Here is a 2,925-nt window from a genome sequence, read left to right as displayed (position 1 = left end):
GGCTAGTCCTCTGCTGGGCAATTGCCCCTAGAGTACACAGATAAAGGTTCACTCTAGTTATTCAGGCCAGTACACGTCCACACAACAGGGGGTCTATACTGGCCGTCCGAGGATTCGCCTCACAGCACACAACTGGGAGACAGCGTGATTGCGTCTATTACTGCATGGTTCGAGGTCATCATGGCCACCCAGTGGATTTATCCGCTGGTGGGTTCGCTGATTTTCCTCGACTGCTTCTTCCCCGTTTTACCTTCGGAGGTTCCCCTCAACATGGTGGGCGCCTGGTCTGGCTCCCAAGGATTCCCCCACCTCCCCACCATGTTTTTCGTCGCGCTGGTTGCCGCCATTGTGGGGGATAACTTGTGCTTCCTCCTGGGAACACGACTCATCGCCCTTATTAATAGAGCCCAAAAGGGAACGAAGGCCTACGACGCCTTAACGTGGGTCAAGCGCAATATTCGGCGCAGCGGCGGCGCGGCCATCATCATTGCGCGTTTTATCCCCTCAGCGCGGCTCTTCATGACGATTCTGCTGGGCTCCATGCGCTACCCATGGCCGCTGTTTTTCTTCTTCGACACCTTCGGTGTCCTGTTGTGGGTGGCGCAGGCGCTAGCCATTGGTTACCTCGGCGGCGTGGCCTTTTCCGGCTCGCCCGCGATAGCCATGCTCATTTCCATCATCGCCGCTGTCATCATTGGCTATGGCCTGCAGAAGGGACAGAATAAGCTGCTGGAATGGTGGGATACCCGGCGCGGCTATGCCGAATCCCCCTAAACCACCTCGACGTTAGTGGCGTGCTGGCCTTTAGCGCCTTCTCCTACTTCAAAGGAAACGCGCTGGTTATCTTCGAGGGTGCGGAAACCGGTTCCTTGGATTTCGGTGTAGTGCACGAAGATATCGCCGGAGCCGTCCTCCTGCTCAATGAAGCCGTAGCCTTTTTCGGCGTTGAAGAACTTGACGGTACCGTATGCCATGATGAGTTGTCCTTTGCGGAAATAAAGTGGTGCAAACTAGTGCACCAGTGTGCCACGTTTGGGCACCTACAGCAGATTAGTGGAGGCACGCGTGAGTGAGAACCCTCTGGGTGAGGAGCTCGTCGAGCACCTTGTTGAGCGTTTCCCCGAGTCCGAGCTAACACACTCCACCACCCTGCCCGCCCAGCCAGCGAGCTATGCCGAGTGGCCAGAGTGGGTTCTGCCGGAGTTGCGGGCGACGTTGGAGGAGCAAGGTGTGGCCAAGCTCTATGCCCACCAGGTCGCCGTGGCACAGGCCGCGTGGGAGGGGCGCGACGTGGTGGTCTCCACCGGCACGAGTTCCGGAAAGTCCCTGGGCTATCGTTTGCCCATCCTGTCCCGCCTGGCGCAGGACCCGACCGCGTGCGCGCTCTACATCACGCCGACGAAGGCGCTGGGTTCGGACCAGCTGCGCGCGGTGCTGGAGCTCACCCAGAACATTGCCGCGCTTGGCGACGTCCACCCCGCCCCCTACGACGGCGATACCCCCACCGAAGCGCGCGCCGGCATCCGCGATCAGGCGCGGTTCATCTTTTCCAACCCGGACATGATTCATTCTTCTCTGCTGGGCGCGCACCAGCGGTGGGCGCGGTTACTGCGGCACTTGAAGTTCATCGTCATCGATGAGGCGCATGCCTACCGCGGGGTTTTCGGGGCGAACGTGGCGCTCGTGGTGCGGCGTTTACTACGACTGTGCGAGCACTATGGTTCGCGGCCGGTGATTATTGCGGCCTCGGCGACCATGCGGGATCCCGCCCGGCATGCCGCGCGACTGACGGGGCGCGAGTTTCTTCCTGTAACCGAGGATGGAGCGCCGACGGGTGCGCGGACCGTAGCGCTGTGGGAGCCGGGTTTCATGGAGGGCATCGAAGGCCAAAACGGTGCCCCCGTACGCCGAGCGGCCACCACGGAGGCGGCGTGGATGATGGCCGCGCTGGTAGCGCAGGGTGCGCGGACGTTGACCTTTGTGCGCTCGCGGCGCGCGGCGGAAACCACAGCCCTGCGAGCGGCGGAGGAGCTCTCCGGAAGACTGGGCCGACCGGATTTTGCGCGCCGGATTGCGGCTTACCGCGCGGGGTATTTGGCCGAGGACCGCCGCGCGCTGGAGCAGGCGTTGGATGATGGTTCCTTGCTCGGCGTGGCCACCACCTCGGCTTTGGAGCTGGGCATCGACGTCGGCGGGCTGGATGCCGTGGTCACTGCTGGGTTCCCAGGTACGGTTGCTAGCTTCTGGCAGCAGGCCGGGCGCGCGGGCCGCCGCGGTCAGGGCTCGCTGGTGGTCCTGGTGGCCCGCGATGAACCGATGGACACCTACCTGGTTCACCACCCGGAAGCGCTCTTGGGCCGGCCGGTGGAGGCCAGCGTGTTCAACCCCGCTAACCCGTATATCCTGGGCGGGCACGTCTACTGCGCAGCGGTGGAAAAACCGTTGTCTGATGCCGACGTGTCCGCCTTCCACGCCGAAGCCGTGGTTCATGACCTAGCCCAGCAGGGCCTGCTGCGCCGGCGCCCGCAGGGTTGGTTCGCCGCTCCCCTGCCCGCTGGCTCCAGCGAGCTCACCCCGGAGACCGCGCACACGGCCGTCTCGCTGCGCGGCGGCTCGGGCGAGGAGGTCATGATTGTGGATTCCTCCGATGGCCGATTGCTGGGCACCATCGATTCCGCACGCGCGGTGAGCCACGTGCATCCCGGCGCGGTGTACCTGCACCGTGGCGAAAGCTTCGTCATCGAGGAACTTCACCTCGGCGGAGGCGATGGTTCGGCGTCCGCCGAACCGGGCGTGGCCCTCGCCGTACCGAAGACGCCGGACTACACCACGCAGCCGAAGTCCACGACGGATATCCGCATCCTGCACGAGGCCGATGACCTGGTGAACTACGCCCCCGGCCTGTGGGTGGCCAGTTTGGAGGTT

The 2,925-nt window shown here is 63.5% G+C and carries 3 protein-coding genes; 2 read left to right on the top strand and 1 reads right to left on the bottom strand.

What is annotated here, in order from left to right; all coding sequences use genetic code 11:
- Nucleotides 1-180: 180 nt before the first annotated feature.
- Nucleotides 181-774 carry a DedA family protein gene (locus RDN59_RS11830; RefSeq protein ID WP_374044618.1) on the top strand — a complete coding sequence of 198 codons (594 nt, stop codon included), beginning with the start codon at nt 181-183 and terminating at the stop codon, nt 772-774.
- Here the strand turns inward: RDN59_RS11830 and RDN59_RS11825 are convergent.
- Complete coding sequence (locus RDN59_RS11825) at nt 771-974, bottom strand: cold-shock protein (protein WP_239248701.1); 204 nt, start codon at nt 972-974, stop codon at nt 771-773. The genes RDN59_RS11830 and RDN59_RS11825 overlap by 4 nt on opposite strands.
- A gap of 91 nt (nt 975-1,065) precedes the next feature.
- Between RDN59_RS11825 and RDN59_RS11820 the strand changes: the two genes are divergently transcribed.
- Nucleotides 1,066-2,925: DEAD/DEAH box helicase (locus RDN59_RS11820; protein WP_308608004.1), on the top strand; the 1,860-nt coding region annotated here is incomplete at its 3' end.

The sequence above is a fragment of the uncultured Corynebacterium sp. genome (assembly GCF_902489365.1).
In the GTDB taxonomy this organism is placed as follows: domain Bacteria; phylum Actinomycetota; class Actinomycetes; order Mycobacteriales; family Mycobacteriaceae; genus Corynebacterium.
Note: the sequence above shows the minus strand (reverse complement) of the source record. Positions and strands in the feature narration are given on the sequence as shown.